General features: G+C 65.2%; 12 protein-coding genes. 5 read left to right on the top strand and 7 right to left on the bottom strand.

Going from position 1 to position 15,287, the window contains the following annotated elements:
- The first annotated feature begins 16 nt into the window (after positions 1–16).
- On the top strand, positions 17–1,630 hold the full coding sequence (locus tag KXZ72_RS02100) for a peptidoglycan DD-metalloendopeptidase family protein (protein ID WP_226082091.1): 1,614 nt from the start codon (positions 17–19) through the stop codon (positions 1,628–1,630).
- A 50-nt stretch (positions 1,631–1,680) separates the two neighbouring features.
- Here the strand turns inward: KXZ72_RS02100 and KXZ72_RS02095 are convergent, their stop codons facing one another.
- Positions 1,681–3,765, bottom strand: coding sequence for a DNA gyrase/topoisomerase IV subunit B (locus KXZ72_RS02095; RefSeq protein WP_226082090.1), 2,085 nt, complete (start codon positions 3,763–3,765; stop codon positions 1,681–1,683).
- Between the two features lie 244 nt (positions 3,766–4,009).
- On the opposite strand from KXZ72_RS02095, the gene KXZ72_RS02090 reads away from it, so the two are divergent.
- Complete coding sequence (locus tag KXZ72_RS02090) at positions 4,010–4,234, top strand: DUF7455 domain-containing protein (protein WP_226082089.1); 225 nt, start codon at positions 4,010–4,012, stop codon at positions 4,232–4,234.
- Between the two features lie 82 nt (positions 4,235–4,316).
- Positions 4,317–4,826 (top strand): nucleoside deaminase, encoded by a 510-nt coding sequence (locus tag KXZ72_RS02085; RefSeq protein ID WP_226082088.1) that lies wholly within the window; start codon positions 4,317–4,319, stop codon positions 4,824–4,826.
- Between the two features lie 16 nt (positions 4,827–4,842).
- Here KXZ72_RS02085 and KXZ72_RS02080 read toward each other — a convergent pair whose 3' ends face one another.
- The 6 genes from KXZ72_RS02080 to KXZ72_RS02055 form a co-directional block, all read right to left on the bottom strand.
- Positions 4,843–6,066: an MFS transporter gene (locus KXZ72_RS02080; protein ID WP_226082087.1), complete on the bottom strand. Its 1,224-nt coding sequence runs from the start codon at positions 6,064–6,066 to the stop codon at positions 4,843–4,845.
- A gap of 66 nt (positions 6,067–6,132) precedes the next feature.
- Positions 6,133–6,852, bottom strand: coding sequence for a type 1 glutamine amidotransferase (locus tag KXZ72_RS02075; RefSeq protein ID WP_226082086.1), 720 nt, complete (start codon positions 6,850–6,852; stop codon positions 6,133–6,135).
- The gene (locus KXZ72_RS02070; protein WP_226082085.1) at positions 6,849–8,156 is read right to left on the bottom strand and encodes a Mur ligase family protein; all 1,308 of its coding nucleotides are present in this window, start codon (positions 8,154–8,156) and stop codon (positions 6,849–6,851) included. The genes KXZ72_RS02075 and KXZ72_RS02070 overlap by 4 nt, the downstream gene beginning before the upstream one ends.
- Entirely contained in the window at positions 8,140–9,477 is a 1,338-nt protein-coding gene (locus KXZ72_RS02065; RefSeq protein ID WP_226082084.1) for an RNA polymerase sigma factor, read from the bottom strand. The genes KXZ72_RS02070 and KXZ72_RS02065 overlap by 17 nt, the downstream gene beginning before the upstream one ends.
- 254 nt (positions 9,478–9,731) lie before the next feature.
- The gene (locus tag KXZ72_RS02060) at positions 9,732–11,048 is read right to left on the bottom strand and encodes an MFS transporter (protein WP_226082083.1); all 1,317 of its coding nucleotides are present in this window, start codon (positions 11,046–11,048) and stop codon (positions 9,732–9,734) included.
- Between the two features lie 100 nt (positions 11,049–11,148).
- Positions 11,149–12,165 carry a proteasome assembly chaperone family protein gene (locus tag KXZ72_RS02055; protein WP_226082082.1) on the bottom strand — a complete coding sequence of 339 codons (1,017 nt, stop codon included), beginning with the start codon at positions 12,163–12,165 and terminating at the stop codon, positions 11,149–11,151.
- A gap of 97 nt (positions 12,166–12,262) precedes the next feature.
- On the opposite strand from KXZ72_RS02055, the gene KXZ72_RS02050 reads away from it, so the two are divergent.
- Together KXZ72_RS02050 and lpdA are read left to right on the top strand one after the other, a co-directional pair.
- Positions 12,263–13,759 (top strand): leucyl aminopeptidase, encoded by a 1,497-nt coding sequence (locus KXZ72_RS02050; protein ID WP_226082081.1) that lies wholly within the window; start codon positions 12,263–12,265, stop codon positions 13,757–13,759.
- Positions 13,760–13,858: 99 nt separating this feature from the next.
- Complete coding sequence (gene lpdA / locus KXZ72_RS02045; protein WP_226082080.1) at positions 13,859–15,232, top strand: dihydrolipoyl dehydrogenase; 1,374 nt, start codon at positions 13,859–13,861, stop codon at positions 15,230–15,232.
- The last annotated feature ends 55 nt before the right edge of the window (positions 15,233–15,287 follow it).

Genomic DNA, 15,287 nt, shown 5'->3' with positions numbered 1-15,287 from the left:
CACTACGGTGGGAAGCATGAGTGAAAATATCGATCCGATTACCCCCACTTCCGACCTCTCCCGCCGCAATGTGTTGCTCGCCGGCTCCGCGGCCGCCGCCCTCGCGATGGTGGGCGGCAACCTGGCGCTAGACCGCACCGCGTCCCGCGCCGCAACCGCCCGTTTTGTCTGGCCGTTCCCCCTCAGCACCGTCTATGCGGAGTTCGGATGGCGTAATTACCCGCCCGCCCCCAATCACCTCGGCATCGATTTTTCCTATTCGCCCGCCTCGCTCGGCGCCGCCGTGCGCTGCGCCGGGGACGGCATCGTCACCCACGCCGAGTCACATAATAAGCACTATAACTGCTGGGTTCGTGTGGACCACGGCGGCGGCCTGGTCACCCGTTACCACATGATGAATCCGCTCCAGGCTCCCGCCGTGGGGCAGGCCGTCAGCCAGGGGCAGATCCTCGGCTATATCGGTGCCGCCTGGGGCACGGGAAGCGGTCCGCACCTGCACTTCCAGACGGAGGAAAACGGGGTACCGATCAACCCGCGCGTCTTTATGTCCAAATACGCCGGCACGGTTGTGCCCACGGAGCCCACCACCGCCCCCGCCTCTGCCGAGGCAATCGTCACCTCCTCGGGCCTGATTGCGCTCTATCAGACCACCGCAGATGGCTCCCTGCGCGGAACCAATCAAGCCACTCCCGGGGGCTCCTTCCAGCCCTGGAGCCTGATCGGTTCCGCCCAGCCCGGCGTGATCGCGCGCCCGAGCGTGGTCCAGATGTCCACCGGGGCGCTCACGATGTACAGCCTGTCCTCCGCCGGGACGATTCTGGGCAGCGGCCAGTCCACCGCGGGAGCCGCCTTCTCGGCCTGGACCACGATTGGCGATGGCGGCAGCGGTGTCTCCGGTCCGCCCGCCGTGCTTGTGGACGCACAGGACGTGGTCTCCCTCTATGTCACCACCGATAGCGGCACCCTGGCCGGGGTAACCCAGCCCGCGGCCGGTGCGCCCTTTGGCAGCTGGCAGCAGCTGGGTGCGCTTTCCGGATTTTTCCTGCAGGGGCGCCCCGCCGCTATCCGGCGCCCGTCCGGTGTGATTGAGCTCTATGCTCACACCACCGATAACCGCATGGCACGCTCCGTGCAGACCGCACCGGGGGCCACCTTTGGCCCGTGGCAGATCGTGGGCACCGGGGGCGGCGGCATCGCCAGCAACCCCGCGGTGATCACCACCGCCGATGGCCGCATCAGCGTATATGCGATTACAGACCACGGTAATTTCTCCGGAATCACCGAGTCCACCCCGGGCGGGGCATTTGGCGCCTGGTCGCAGCTGGGCGATGCCATCGGCACCCTCCGCGGCAATCCCTCGGTTGTCCTGCACCCGAGCGGCTCCATCGTGGCCTATGCCCGCGATGAGGCCGGGAATATTCGCGGCAGCGGCCAGGGCACCCCCGGCGGCTCGTTCTCCGCCTGGGGCATCATGGGCACGGGAAGCCCGCGGCTGGTCACCGACCCGCTCGCGCTGATCGCCCCGAATAATACAATCGCCATCTATTCCACCACGGCCGACGGTGTTGTCCGCGGGGTCTCGCAGGCGAGCGTGGGTGGCTCATTTGGCCCGTGGGGCACGCTGGGCTAATCTCCGAGCGATGGTGGGTGTGGGGCGCATGCCCCACACCCACCATCGCGTTAAACGTCGATGCGCTCGCGGCTGAGATCGGCCGAATGCTCCACGATGAAGTCCTTGCGCGGGGCAACCTCGCTCCCCATCAGCAGCTCAAATACGCGAGAGGCGTTTTCGGCATCGCCCATCCGCACGCGGCGCAGGGTGCGATGACCGCGCTCCATCGTGGTGGTGGCCAGCTGATCGGCGTCCATCTCCCCCAGGCCCTTATAGCGCTGAATCGGCTCCTGATAGCGCTTGCCCTTGGCCTTGAGCGAGGCCAGGACCTCCTGCAGCTCGGCCTCCGAGTAGGTATAGATGGTCTCGTTGGGCTTGGAACCGGCGTTGATCTGCACCACGCGGTGCAGCGGCGGAACAGCGGCAAAAACCCGGCCGGCATCGATCATCGGCCGCATATAGCGGAAAAACAGCGTGAGCAGCAGCGTGCGGATATGCGCGCCGTCCACATCGGCATCGCTCATGATGATGACCTTGCCATAGCGGGCCTGCTCGATATCAAACGTCCGACCCGAACCCGCGCCGATCACCTGAATGATCGCGGCGCACTCGGCATTGGAGAGCATATCGGCCACCGAGGACTTCTGGACGTTGAGGATCTTGCCGCGGATGGGCAGCAGCGCCTGATGCTCACTATCGCGCGCATTTTTGGCGGTACCCAGGGCAGAGTCGCCCTCCACGATAAACAGCTCGCTGGATTCCACGTCATTGCTGCGGCAGTCCACCAGCTTCGCGGGCAGCGAGGAGGATTCCAGCGCGTTTTTGCGGCGCTGGGTCTCCTTATGGGTGCGCGCGGAGATGCGGGATTTCATCTCCGAGACAACCTTTTCCAGCACCAGCGAGGTCTGCGCCTTATCGTCGCGCTTGGTCGAGGCGAAGCGCTCCTTCAGGGCACCCGAGACCACATTGGCGACAATTGCACGCACCGCGGGGGTGCCCAGGATTTCCTTGGTCTGGCCCTCAAACTGCGGCTCCGCGAGGCGCACCGTGAGCACGGCGGTGAGGCCCGCCAGCACGTCGTCCTTATCGGGCTTATCGCTGCCCGCCTTGAGCCGGCGCGAGTTCGCCTCGATCTGGGCCCGCAGGAAGCGCAGCAGCCCCTGCTCAAACCCGGCCTGATGCGAGCCGCCCTTGGGGGTGGCGATGATATTCACAAAGCTGCGCATGACCGTCTCATAGCCGGTCCCCCAGCGCAGGGCGATATCCACAACACACTCGCGCTCCACCTCGGTGGGCACCATTGCGCCACCCTCGGTGAGCACGGGCACGGTCTCGGTGAACGTGCTGGTGCCGGTGAGGCGCCAGACATCGGTGATGCCGGCATCGGGTGCGAGGTGCTCCACAAACGCGGAGATGCCCCCGTCGAAGAGGAACTCGTGGTGCACAGGCGCGATGCTGCGGTCGCTTTCAACCACGATAGTCAGCCCCGGGATCAGGAAGGCCGTCTGCCTGGCGCGGGCCATCAGATCGTCCATCTGGAAATCGGCGCCGCGCGTGAAGATCTGCGGATCGGCCCAATAGCGTACGCGCGAACCGGTCTTGGCCTTGGCCACCTTTTTGATCGGGCGCAGCGCGGGCTCGGTGAGCTCCGTGAACGGGGTGAACGGATTGCCGGGGCGCACGCCCTCGGAATCGTCAAAGACACCGGGCACGCCGCGGTGGAAGGACATCAGCCAGGTTTTCCCGCCGCGATCCACCTCCACATCGAGGCGCTCACTCAGGGCGTTCACCACCGAGGCGCCCACGCCGTGCAGTCCACCCGAGGCGGCATAGGAGCCCGAGCCGAATTTTCCACCCGCGTGCAGCTTGGTGAAAACCACCTCCACGCCGGACAGGCCCGTCTTGGGTTCGATATCCACGGGGATTCCGCGCGCGGTATCGCGCACCTCCACCGAGCCATCGGCGTGCAGCAGAATATCGATCTTGGTACCAAAGCCGGCGAGGGCCTCGTCCACGGAGTTATCGATGATCTCCCAGAGGCAGTGCATGAGGCCGCGGGAGTCGGTGGAACCGATATACATTCCGGGACGCTTGCGAACCGCCTCAAGACCTTCAAGAACGGAGAGATTACGGGCAGAATATTCGGTGGTCACAGGGGCTAATTCTAGCCAATACCGGCGACACCGCGCGCCATCGACACGTTTTGACGCCCGCGGGGTCCGCCGCGAGGATCGTTGGGCCCCGGCCGCGGCACCCCGCGCTCTTGCGCTCCTCCCCCGGACTGGGTCTACGCGCACAGCGAAATGTCCTGCGCGGTGGAAGATTTTTGGCAACTTCGTGGTTGGATTGACTACGAGGCGCCGAACCGTGGGCCTCATGACGGGTCAGGAGGATCACATGTCACAGATCACCGGAAGCACAACCGACGTGGTGGATGCGCCGACGCTGACCGCGGCCGACCGCTGCGATAGCTGCGGAGCCCAGGCCTATATTCGGGTCACCCTGGCGACCGGAGAACTCATGTTCTGCGCTCACCACGGCAAGAAGTACCAGGAGAAGCTCACAGCCATGGCCTCCAACTGGCAGGATGAATCGGCCCGACTCACGGAGTCGCGCGCCTAAACCCCGCACCCATACGACGGCGCCGCCCACCGGATTATTCCGCTGGGCGGCGCTCTTTTTCTGCCCCGGGTAGGCTGGACGCATGTCTGAACACGATAAAACGCAGGCCGCACCGTCCGAGCGGGACCTGGCATTTTTAAGGGACGCCATTAGTCTCGCGGAGCGGGCGCGCGAAAGCGGACGCCATCCGTTTGCGGCCATTGTGGTGAGTGCCGAGGGTGAACCCGTCGCGGCACGCGGCAATAACTCGATGCCTCCCGAGGGTGATCCCACGCAGCACGCCGAGCTCACGGCCGCCGCCGCGGCCTGCGGCGTGCTGAGCCCCGAGCAGCTGGCCCTGGCCACGCTCTATACCAGCGCCGAACCCTGCGTGATGTGCACGGGTGCGGTCTATTGGACGGGCATCGGCCGCATCGTTTATGCACTCTCCGAGACCCGGCTACTGGAGCTCACGGGCGATAACCCCGAAAATCCCACATTCTCGCTGCCCTGCCGCGAGGTCCTCGCCCACGGCCAGCGCGATATCGAGGTGCTGGGCCCGCTGCTTGAGGACGAGGCGGCCACCGTGCACCTCGGGTTCTGGGACCGCTAGGCCACAGCGGGCGGGCCTATCCGGCGGGGTGCTCCCCCGCCGGGTCCTCGCGCGGGCTGCGCGCGGCGCCCGCGAGCAGCGCCACGGCGGCCACCAGCACCAGCACAACCACCATCGCCCCGCGCAGCCCCACGTGCTCGCCGATAAAGCCGAGGATCGGCGGTCCGGCCAGGAATGCCAGATAGCCCGCGGTGGCCACCGCCGCAACGGCCGCAACCGCGTTGCGGGACTGGCCCGCGGCCGAGATCGTGACCGGGAAGCCCAGTGCGGCACCCAACCCCCAGAGCAAGACCGCGGCGCCCGCAATCAGCGCGTTCGGGGAGAAGATTACAAGCGCGATTCCCGCGGCGGATACCAGCGCACTGCCGCGCAGCACGGTGGCCGCACCGAAGCGGTTGAGCAGCGCGGCCCCGGAGAAACGACCGATGGTCATCGCCACGGCAAATAGCGTATAGACCACCGTGCCCGCGAGCTCGCTCACGTGGTGTTCATCCACCATCAGCAGGGGCAGCCAGTCATTTGCGGAACCCTCGGCCAGCGCGAGCGCCAACACGATCAGGCCCAGCGCGATTACGCGGCGGTCGCGCCAGATCGCGAGGCGCGATTCGCGCGCCGCCCCGGCCTCCCGGGCAGCGCCGCTCTCGCGCCCGGTTCCCGACGGAATCACGCTCACAATCCAGGCCATCACGCCGACCCCGGCGATACCCACCACGGCCAGGTGCCACGCCACGGGAAACTGGAGCCAGGTGAGCAGGATACCCAGCAGCGAGCCCACCACGGTGCCGCCGGAATAGGATCCGTGTAGCGCGGGGAGCACCGAGCGCCCGGTGAGCCGCTCCAGCTCGGCACCCTCGATATTCAGGGCGATCTCGGCCACCCCGGTTCCGCCCCCGATCAGCGCCAGCCCCAGCGCGACCACCACGGCCTGTGCGCTCCCCACGCCCAGAGCGAGGGTAAACATGCCGGCCATCGCGAGCACGCCGCCCAGGGCGATGGTCTGTCGGCCGCCGCGGGCACGCACCAGGGCCGCCGAACCGAGGATCCCCGCCATCGACCCCACGGAGAGGCCAAACAGCACCAGGCCCATCTCGGCAATCGAGACGTTAATCGTGTCGCGCACGGCCGGGATCCGCACGATCCAGGAGGCCATACTCACCCCCACAACCCCACTAAACAGGAAGATCGCGAGGCGCCAGCGTTTAATCGATCCGGGCAGCGCCGCGGTGGGGGAAAAGCTCATAGGTACGAGCGTACAGGTCGGGACGGGTGGATAAATACCCACCCGCCCCGCCGATACCGCTGCCCGCTAGCGCGGCAGCTTATTAATCAGAATCTCGCGTGCCAGCGCAACCGTGGCATCGAGTTCGTCATGCTTTTCATTCTTCACGTAGGTATCCCCCGTGCGCGCCACGGCCAGCCCGATCAGGTGATCGGCAAAAACCGGGTTCAGCACCAGCGCGGGACCGTGCAGGTGCGTGCCATAGCTATTGCCCACCACCGCACCCTCCAGGCCATCGCCGTTGCCCACGCCGTTACGCACCGCACCGATCGGGGCCACACCGGCCGCGAGGGTCGTGAGTGCCGAGTGGTTTTCGGTGCCGATCAGCAGGCCAAACTGGCCGTCGATGCCAAAGGCCTCGGTGACCACGCGCGCCGCGTTGGCGTCCACCGTGATATCAAAGATGCCCGCGCCGCTCAAAACGGTGCTGTCATCGAGGCGAATCTCGCGCCCCAGCAGATGAAAACCGGCGCCGGCGGCGAGGAATACCACGCCGGCCTTGGCCCATTCCACGAGCTGCGGCGAGATCGCGGCCAGATCCTCGGCCAGCGCGCGCTGCGCACTGGAGGTTCCGGTACCGATCACCACAATATCGGGCATGATTCCGAGCTTTTCGCCGCGGTTATAGACCCGCTGCTCCACCTCGATACCGGCCAGTTCCAGGCGACGGGCGAGCGCCCGGCGGTTGCCGGTATCGCCGTTGAGCGCCAGATCGGCCGAATAGAGTTCCAGGATTGCTACACTCATGCGGCTCCCGCCTCCAGATCCTTATAGCCCAGGTATTTGCGGGTGGCCATCATCTGGTCGTAGTCCAGGAAGAAGGTATGCCGCCCACTCGCGGGCCGCGGACCGTCAAGCATAATCTGCACGGCCTTGGTCACATCGGGCTCGATCTGATCAAAGGTTTTACCCTCATAGGCCAGGCGGGTGGCAACAAACGCTCCCTTGGGGCCCGAGATGACGTCCACATGCGAGATCTTCGACAGATCGGCGTTATAGAGCCAGGAGGGGTCATAGGAGGATTCGTCATAGGCAAAAAGCACCGAATCGGGCTCGTAGCTCAGCGAGTCCAGGTTGAGCTGGAGGCTCGCGAGGTTTTTGAGCATCAGGATCTCAACCTCGCGGTCGCCGATCTGCATGATCTCGCCGCGGCCATATACGGTTTTACCGCTCTGGACCGCGCCAATGGCCGTGCGGATATCAAATTTCTCGCCGAGGTTATGGGCGGCCAGCGTAAACGACGCCGCCACATCCACCGCATAGTGCAGTCCGCGGCTGGGCATCACGATGGGATAGTCCACCCCGCCGAAGCGGATCACCGCGTTATTACCCTCGGCCGAGACCACCTCGGCCACGGGGTGCTCCCCGCGCGCGGAGGCCACGGTATCGGAGTAGTCCCGGGCGGATGCCTGGCCGTGCGGGGCCGAGGCGAGGGCCTCGGCGCTGGCACCAAAATACTCCACGGTGTGCTTGCCGCCGGCCTCCAGCTCGGTACCCAGCTTGCCGAGGAAGTTATCGTCGCGATTCAGGGCCACATAGCCGTCGATCGCATTGGCGATATTGCGGAACATCTCGGCCACCCGATCGGGCTCGCCAAAGCGATAGATCTGGTCCACAAGCAGGTTGAGGATCACGGCACTGCGCGGACGCAGCTGTTCCGCAATCACCACACCATAGCCCTCGTCGATCTCGAGGATCGCGATATCCGCATCAAGCCGCCCGGTCAGGGAGGTCTCCGCGAGCAGCGCCGAGGCGATACCCTGCGGCATATTGGCGCCGCTGGGGTTGGTGAATACCCGCAGACCGTGCGCACGCACGATATCCGTCATGATATTGGTGGTGGTGGACTTGCCGTTAGAGCCAAGAATAAACACCACGCCGTGGGGCAGGCCGGCCGCAACATCCCGCAGGACGTTGGGGGCCAGCTTCTGCACAACCAGGCCGGGCAGCGCGCTTCCGCCGCCGCGCAGGCGGGTGGCAAAGCGTGCCGCCCGCCCGGCGAGGATCGGAAGAACGTATTTTGCGCCGCCGGGCCTACTCAAGGTAGTCACGCAGCGACTGCGAGCGGGACGGGTGGCGCAGCTTGGCCATCGTCTTCGACTCGATCTGACGGATCCGCTCGCGGGTCACACCGAAGGTATCGCCGATCTGATCCAGCGTCTTCGGCATGCCATCGCCCAGGCCAAAGCGCATCCGGATGACTCCGGCCTCGCGCTCGGACAGGGAGTCCAGGAGCGACTCGAGCTGCTTCTGCAGCATCGTGAAGCCCACGGCATCGGCGGGGACCACGGCCTCGGTATCCTCGATGAGGTCACCAAACTCGCTATCGCCGTCCTCGCCCAGGGGCGTGTGCAGCGAGATGGGCTCGCGGCCGTATTTCTGCACCTCAACGACCTTTTCGGGCGTCATGTCCAGCTCGCGGCTGAGCTCCTCGGGGGTGGGCTCGCGGCCCAGGTCCTGGAGCATCTGGCGCTGCACGCGGGCGAGCTTATTAATAACCTCAACCATGTGCACCGGGATACGGATGGTGCGGGCCTGGTCGGCCATGGCGCGGGTGATGGCCTGACGGATCCACCAGGTGGCATACGTGGAGAACTTAAAGCCCTTGGTGTAGTCGAATTTCTCGACCGCACGGATCAGGCCCAGGTTTCCCTCCTGGATCAGGTCCAGGAACTGCATTCCGCGGCCGGTATAACGCTTCGCCAGCGAGACCACGAGGCGCAGGTTCGCACCCAGCAGGTGGCTCTTGGCGCGCTGGCCGTCCTTAGCCACCCAGGTGAGCTCGCGACGCAGCTGGGGCTTCATGCCCTCGCCCTCGTTTGCGAGCTTATCCTCGGCGAAGAGGCCGGCCTCGATACGCATCGCGAGCTCAACCTCCTCGGCGGCGTTAAGCAGCGCGACCTTACCGATCTGCTTCAGGTAGTCCTTGACCGGGTCGGCGGTGGCGCCGGTGATGGCCGCGGAGTAGACGGGGACCTCATCCTCGTCGTCCTGAGAGGAGAGAACCAGCGCGTCCTTCGGCAGGTTCTCGGGGATATCCGATTTCTTCTTGGACTCCTCCTCCTCGTTAACATCCTCAACATCGGCCGCTTCCAGGGCCTCGTCTACGGCGTCCTTCTTGGTGGCGCGCTTTGTCGCCGGCTTCTTTGCCGGTGCAGTCGCCTTGGTGGCGGGCGCCTTTTTTGCGGGCGCCTTCGCGGCGGCCTTTTTTACCGCGGGAGCCTCGGCGGAGTCCGCCTCGGCCACCACGGTCTTGGTGGCAGCGGATTTTGCCGCTGCCGACTTCGTGGTTGTGGTTTTCCGAGTTGCCGCCGCGGGTGCCGCGGTTTTCTCCTCGGTCACTTCCGAAGCCTGCGTATTTTTGGTTGCCATGTAGGCACCTTTCAGTCTCTTGAGTGGGATATTTACCCCTGCCCCACTCGCGAGCCCCATTAGATTTCGGACATTACTAGGACCCATGTCAAGTCCAAACGGGAAGCGCGGCAAAATAAACTACCGGCCCAAAAGGTCAAGAACGGGTCCTTAAGACCATTATGCCATGCTTTTTGAGTCGTTCGCGCCAAAAGGCTTGCGCGTCGCCCCGCATATCGACTAAACGCGCGGGGGACGCCGGGTATTCCCCGGGGTTAGGCGCGGCCGCGGCGCATTTTTGCCACGAGGGCCACCCAGACCGGGCCCACCTCGATGCCATCCTCGGCCAGATAGCGGCGGGTGCGGCGGCGCGCACGGAACAGCATAAACACGCCAAATCCCACCACAAAATACTGCACGAGGAAGGCCAGTCGGAACGCCTCCATACTGTACAGCGTCTCGGTGGCCGCACCGGAGGGAGACATGCCATCGATCACGAGACCCATCAGGAACATGATGACAAAGCTCGCGCTGAAGCCACCCACGTTCACCACACCATTGGCGGCACCCAGCACCCGGGAGGGGTTATAGGTGCGCGCAAAGTCAAAGCCGATCAGCGAACCGGGGCCGCCCGCGCCGAGCGAGACCAGGAGAAGAATCAGAAGCCACAGCGGCGGCTGCTCGGGCCAGGCCAGCACGGCGGTCCACAGCAGCCCCATCACAAAAACCAGGCCCAGCACGATATTGCTGCGGCGATACGGGAAGCGCGCGCTCAGCAGCCCGAGGATCGGGCCGGCGACCATGCCCGAGGCCACCACCACCAGGAGTAGCAGCGCGGCCATCGACTCGGAGAATCCAAGCCCATAGACCATAAACGGATAGCCCCAGAGCAGGCTAAACACGGTACCCGAGGACTGGGTCACAAAATGCGACCAGAACCCAAGCTGGGTACCGGGGCGGCGCAGGGCCAACCGCAGCTCGGCAATTGCCTCCCCCCAGCTGGCCACGCGCGGGCGCTCATCGGAATCCGCCGGGCGATCGCGCACCAGCGCGAGCGTCGCGACCAGCGCCAGAACACACAGGGCGCCGGCGCTGATAAATGCCGGGCTCCAGCCAAAGGTATGCAGCACCCAGGCGAAGGGCACGGCCGAGAGCACCTGGCCAAGCTGGCCGATATTACCCACCCACTGCGACAGGGTGGGCACGCGGGCACCACTAAACCACGAGGTCACGAGGCGCAGGACCGAGACAAACAGGGCCGCGTCACCCGCTCCCACCAGCACACGGCCCAGCACGGCAATGCCGAGGTTGGGGGCCACCGCAAGAACAAACTGTCCGCCGGCCATCAGGGCCAGGCCGGAGAGCATCAGCACGCGCGGCCCGAGGCGGTCGATGAGCACACCCACGGGGATCTGCATCAGGGCATAAACCACAAGCTGCATCACCGCCATACTCGACAGGGCCGCACCGGCGGCGTCAAATCGGTCGACGGCGGCAACCCCGGCCACCCCCAGTGATGCGCGCTGAAGCACGGCGATCATGTAGGCGAGGACACCGACCCAAAATACTATCCAGGATCTGCGCGAATTCACGCTTCCCACTCTAACCACTTGTCTGACAGCTCGGGCGCGGATCACCGATACGTACTACATATTGTTATCTTTGCACCCCCGGGAGGGACCCGTGGGGGTACTAGGGTGCGGGATCGGTGGGGGTATCCGGGCGCGGCGTTTCCGGCAGGGTATCCTCGGCCGGCGGGAACTCGGGGCGGCGATATTCCGGCTCTCCCCCGCTCCCCAGGCCGGTCACCTCGGGCTGTCCGGCCAGGAAGGACTCCAGCTCGGCGGCGATCTCATCGGCGGAGGGCAGCTCACCATCGGCATCGGTGAACGGCATCCGCGGGGAGTTCTCCTCCATATAGGTGTCGTAGCGCTCCTCAAGCGTGCTCACGAGCCGCCCCAGTTCGTCATTGCCGCCGATCTGCTCGTTAATGCGCACCAGGAACTCGCGGCCCGCGGCACGCAGCTCATCTGTGGGCAGGATCAGGCCCGTGGCGGCGGCAATCGAATCAATCGCGGTCACCACCACATCGGGATACTGGGTATCCGCCAGATAGTGCGGGGTGAGCAGGGCGAGCCCGGCCACCTCGTCTCCGCGCTCGGCGAGGCGATACTCCAGCAGGTGCAGCACGTTGGCGGGCAGTTGGGTGCGCGGACGCCAGACGCTCAGCGACTCGATCAGCTCGGCACGGTTACCGCTCACGGTCACCCCCAGCGGGCGGGTATGCGGAACGGGCATCGGGATGGCATGCACCCAGGTGGTGCGCGCCACGCCCAGGCGATCAATCAGCGTGAGCACCGACTCGATGAACTCCTCCCAGCGGAAATCGGGCTCATAACCGGTCAGGAGAAGGAAGGGCTGGGAGAGATCATCCGCCGCGAGCGAGAGCTGCAGCCGCGCGGGGGTGTAATCGGTCAGGTGGTCCTCGTCAAAGGTGACAACGGGGCGGCGCGCACGATAGTCCAGCAGTCGATCGTTTTCAAAAATGGCGAGGGGTTCGCTATCGATCTGCTCGCGGGCATAATCGAGGAACTGGCCGGACGCTCCCCCGGCATCGGAATAACCGGTCAGCGCAACGACCAGATCGAGGCCGCGCGGAACCTCCTCGGGGTCAAGGAGGAAGCGGTAAAGACGGTCGGAATCAGACATATATTCACTCTAGGCGGCGCGGGCAAAAGCCGGGCCCGGATAGCGGCACTCCGCCTCTGCCGGTAGCGAACACACTTAAAGCGCCTACCATGGAGGCATGACCGTTCCAGTATTAAGTATTTCTTCCGCGTCCGCTCTTGAATCCACCGCAGATGTTCTTGTCCTCGCAGCCTATGGCTCGGGCGAGAACCTGACCCTGCTGGCCCCGGCCGGCTATGAGGCCGTCGCCGACCTGCTGGCCCCGCTCGCGATCAGCGGTGCCGCCGATCAGCTGGTGCGTGTTCCCTCCGTGGTGGGAGCCGCCGGCGCAATTGCGGTCATCGGGCTCGGTGCCAAGCGCACCGTGGACTCGCTGCGCGATGCCGCAGGTTCCGCCGTGCGCCAGCTCGCCGGTGTGGCCCATGTTGCAATCGGCTTCCCGGTGGATACCGCCGCCGAGCTCGACGCCGTGGTGGAGGGTGCCGCCTTCGGAAGCTACGCGTTCACCGATTATCGCGGGGCCTCGCTGCCCGAGCAGAAGAGCCAGGTGGCCACTGTCAGCTTCCACTCCACCGTGGGTACCGAGGAATCTCGCGAGCAGGCCGTCACCCGCGCCGCCGCGGTGGCCGAGGCCATGGCCCTGGTCAAGGACCTCGTAAACACCCCCGCCAATGACATGTATCCCGAGAGCCTCGTGCTCGCCGCCGCCCAGGCGGCCGAGGGCCTGCCGCTGGAGTTCACCGTCTGGGACGAGGAGGCCCTCGCCGTGGACGGCTTCGGCGGGATCGCCGGCGTGGGCCAGGGTTCCGAGCGCGGACCCCGCCTCGTGAAGATCAGCTATACCCCCAGCGGCGCCTCGCAGCACCTCGCTCTCGTGGGTAAGGGCATCACGTTTGACACGGGTGGCCTCTCGCTCAAGCCCGCCAACTCCATGCTCGGCATGAAATTTGATATGGCCGGTGCCGCCTCGGTGCTCGCCGTGCTGATCGCCGCCGCCGAGCTGGCCCTGCCCGTGCGCCTGACCGGCTGGCTCTGCCTCGCCGAGAACATGCCCTCGGGTAAGGCCATCCGTCCCGGCGATATCCTCACCATTCGTGGGGGTCGCACCATCGAGGTCACCAATACCGACGCCGAGGGCCGCCTGGTTCTTGCCGATGGCCTCGTGGCCGCGGGCGAGGAACAGCCCGATGCGATCGTGGATATCGCCACCCTCACCGGTGCCGCCATCGTGGCCCTGGGCAACCGCTATACCGGCCTGATGGGTGATGAGGCGCTCGTGGAGCAGATTGTGTCCAGCGCCAAGGACGCAGGCGAGCCCGTCTGGCCGATGCCGCTGCCCGCCGAGCTGCGCAAGGTCCTGAACTCCTCGGTGGCCGATATGATGAACTCCAATGTGAACGATCGCCAGGCCGGAATGCTGGTCGCGGGCCTGTTCCTGAAGGAATTTGCCACGCCGCGCGCCGATGGCTCGGGCGAGACCATTCCGTGGGCACACCTCGATATCGCGGGCCCCTCGGATAACGGTGGGGCTCCGTATGGCTTCACGGGTACGGGCGCAACCGGTTCCGGTGTGCGTGTCCTGCTCGGACTTGCCGAAGAATATTCGCGTAAGTAGTAAGGTTCTAGGGGTGGCCTATGACCGCCCCGCGGCGATGCCACAAAAGGGTTTCGCGGTTTTTCAAGCCGAAACAAAGACGCATGAGGGAGTAGCTCAGTGACGGAGCAGAATTTTGACATCGTTGTGCTTGGTGGTGGAAGTGGAGGATACGCCGCGGCATTGCGCGCGAGCGAGCTCGGCTTCTCCGTGGCACTGGTAGAGAAGGACAAGGTCGGAGGCACCTGCCTCCACCGTGGCTGCATCCCTACCAAGGCACTGCTGCACGCAGCAGAGGTGGCCGATGTTACGCGGGAATCCGCCAAATACGGTATCCAGGCCACGCTGAACGGCGTGGACATGGCGGGCGTTACCGCCTACCGCGAGGGTATCGTGGCGAAGAAGTATAAGGGCCTGGTTGGCCTGGTGAAGGCCCGCAAGGTTGTCACCATCGAGGGCGAGGGTAAGCTCACGTCCCCGAACACCGTGCAGGTGGGCGACCAGACCATCACGGGTAAAAACATCATCCTCGCCACCGGCTCCTACAGCCGCTCGCTGCCGGGTCTGGAGATCGGCGGTCGCGTAATGACCTCCGAGCAGGCGCTTGAGCTGCCGTTTGTTCCGGGCAAGGTTGCCGTGCTCGGCGGCGGCGTCATCGGTGTGGAGTTTGCCAGCGTCTGGAAGTCCCTGGGCGCCGAGGTGACCATCATCGAGGGTCTCCCGCACCTGGTCCCCAATGAGGACGAGACCATCTCCAAGGGTCTGGAGCGCGCGTTCCGCAAGCGCGGCATCGACTATAAGCTCGGCGTTCGCTTCCAGAACGTCACGCAGCACGAGAACGGCGTGGTTGTCACGCTGGAAAGCGGCGATACCGTGGAGGCAGAGATTCTTCTTGTCGCCGTGGGCCGTGGCCCCTCGACCGCCGGTCTTGGCTATGAGGAGGTCGGCGTGAACATGGATCGTGGATTTGTCCTCACCGATGACCGCCTGCGCACCAATGTTCCGGGCGTCTGGGCCGTGGGCGATATCGTCCCGGGCCTGCAGCTGGCACACCGCGGTTTCCAGCAGGGAATCTTTGTGGCCGAGGAGATCGCCGGACTGAACCCCGTGATCATCGAGGACATCAACATCCCCAAGGTCACCTATTGTGACCCCGAGGTTGCCTCGGTTGGCCTCAGCGAGGCCAAGGCCAAGGAAACCTACGGCGCCGATAAGATCACGAGCTACGACTATAACCTCGCCGGAAACGGCAAGAGCGAGATCATCGGCACCGCCGGAAACGTGAAGGTTGTTCGCGTAAACGATGGTCCCGTGGTGGGCGTTCACATGATTGGCGCCCGCGTGGGCGAGCTGATCGGTGAGGCCCAGCTGGTTGTTAACTGGGAGGCGCACCCCGAGGACATCGCTCCTCTCATTCACGCGCACCCCACGCAGAACGAGGCCCTCGGCGAGGCGTTCCTCGCCCTGGCCGGCAAGCCGCTGCACACGCTCTAAGCACTATCCCCTGCATCACCCCACAGCACATACTTATTAAGTTTCAAAAGGAGAA

The organism is Mycetocola spongiae (assembly GCF_020424085.1).
In the GTDB taxonomy this organism is placed as follows: Bacteria; Actinomycetota; Actinomycetes; order Actinomycetales; family Microbacteriaceae; genus Mycetocola; species Mycetocola spongiae.
Note: the sequence above shows the minus strand (reverse complement) of the source record. Positions and strands in the feature narration are given on the sequence as shown.

Excerpts from the sequence above, each read along its gene's own strand:
- KXZ72_RS02080 (WP_226082087.1), bottom strand. The coding sequence starts at position 6,066 with ATGAGCTTTTCCCCCACCGCGGCGCTGCCCGGATCGATTAAACGCTGG.
- KXZ72_RS02065 (WP_226082084.1), bottom strand. The coding sequence starts at position 9,477 with ATGGCAACCAAAAATACGCAGGCTTCGGAAGTGACCGAGGAGAAAACC.
- KXZ72_RS02050 (WP_226082081.1), top strand. The coding sequence starts at position 12,263 with ATGACCGTTCCAGTATTAAGTATTTCTTCCGCGTCCGCTCTTGAATCC.
- KXZ72_RS02075 (WP_226082086.1), bottom strand. The coding sequence starts at position 6,852 with ATGAGTGTAGCAATCCTGGAACTCTATTCGGCCGATCTGGCGCTCAAC.
- KXZ72_RS02090 (WP_226082089.1), top strand. The coding sequence starts at position 4,010 with ATGTCACAGATCACCGGAAGCACAACCGACGTGGTGGATGCGCCGACG.
- KXZ72_RS02100 (WP_226082091.1), top strand. The coding sequence starts at position 17 with ATGAGTGAAAATATCGATCCGATTACCCCCACTTCCGACCTCTCCCGC.
- KXZ72_RS02085 (WP_226082088.1), top strand. The coding sequence starts at position 4,317 with ATGTCTGAACACGATAAAACGCAGGCCGCACCGTCCGAGCGGGACCTG.
- KXZ72_RS02055 (WP_226082082.1), bottom strand. The coding sequence starts at position 12,165 with ATGTCTGATTCCGACCGTCTTTACCGCTTCCTCCTTGACCCCGAGGAG.